Genomic DNA, 1,128 nt, shown 5'->3' with positions numbered 1-1,128 from the left:
GTTGGCGACGCTGGAGCCCGAAGCGGCGCTCACCCGGGTGCTGGAATCCGCGGTGCGTGCCGGAGCGCTCCCGTCCGGAGTGGACAGCGCGAACCCGCTCGCCCTCTTCCGCGTCTTCGAGGCCAACCTCGAAGCGGCCCGTCGCTACCACCCGCCCGCGATGGAGCAGCGGGTGCTGCGAGTGCAGGCGGAGGAACTCGCGGACACAGGGCCGAGCGATGGCGGCTGGGCCGCGCTCGTGGGTGAGCGGTTGGAGTCGCACCGCCTGCCGGGCAACCACTACACGCTGTTGCGCGAGCCTACGGTGCGGGCCCTGGCGGACCTGCTGAAGAAGGCCCTGCCCCCGCCGGGCAGGAAGTGACGATGTAGTGCTTCAATGCCCCCGCGCCCTTGACCGGGGGCGCGGGGAAAACCCGCGCCCTCGCGTGGGCGCGGGTTCGCTGCCTGTTGCACCGGTGCAGACACCGGACGTGATGCTGTCGGAGCAGAAGAGCTTCATGGGCTGGCTGAACAGGACTCTTCGGCCATTCCTGATTTTCCACTGCGCCAACCCCCACTCCCTGAGGGTGCTGGCGACAACAGGTACGTAGCAGTGACAGGCACGGAGGGTGCCTACGGGATCAAGCACCAGGGCTGTTAAGAAGTGTCGGCGCTTTTTCGACACTTCGGACGGCTCCCCGTGCCTGACTTCTCGCGAACCCTTCCTGGCGTCCTGTTGAATCTCGCGGCGGGTCCCTCCGCCCACGCTCCGCTCTACACCTTCCTCGGTGAAGTGGACGGCGATGAGACCGTGCTCAGCGCCTTCGAGCTGGAGGTGCGCGCACGACGCATCGCCGCGGCGTTGCAGGCACGGGGCGCGGTGGGCGAGCGCGTGCTGCTGCTGTATCCGCCGGGCCTGGACTACATCGCGGGCTTCTTCGGGTGTCTCTACGCGGGCGCGGTGGCGGTGCCGGCCTATCCGCCGGACCCGATGCGCCTGGAGCGCACCCTGCCCCGCCTGCGGGCCATCATCCAGGACGCGCAGGCGTCGGTGGTGCTCACCACGTCGGGCATCCTGGAGCTGTCGGACTTCGTCTTCGAGCAGGCGCCGGACTTCCGCGCGCTGCACTGGATGGCGACGGACACGCT

General features: G+C 69.1%; 2 protein-coding genes. Both read left to right on the top strand.

Translation table 11 applies throughout. From position 1 onward, the window contains the following. Window positions 1-361: hypothetical protein (locus tag D7V88_RS43485; RefSeq protein ID WP_158625286.1), on the top strand; the 361-nt coding region annotated here is incomplete at its 5' end. Window positions 362-715: 354 nt separating this feature from the next. Further along, a partial coding sequence (locus D7V88_RS41705; RefSeq protein ID WP_244238696.1) for an AMP-binding protein occupies window positions 716-1,128 on the top strand: 413 nt, incomplete at its 3' end.

The sequence above is a fragment of the Corallococcus terminator genome, from assembly GCF_003611635.1.
GTDB classification, from domain to species: domain Bacteria; phylum Myxococcota; class Myxococcia; order Myxococcales; family Myxococcaceae; genus Corallococcus; species Corallococcus terminator.
The sequence above is the reverse complement of the archived record's forward strand: the minus strand, read 5'-3'. Positions and strand labels throughout refer to the sequence as shown.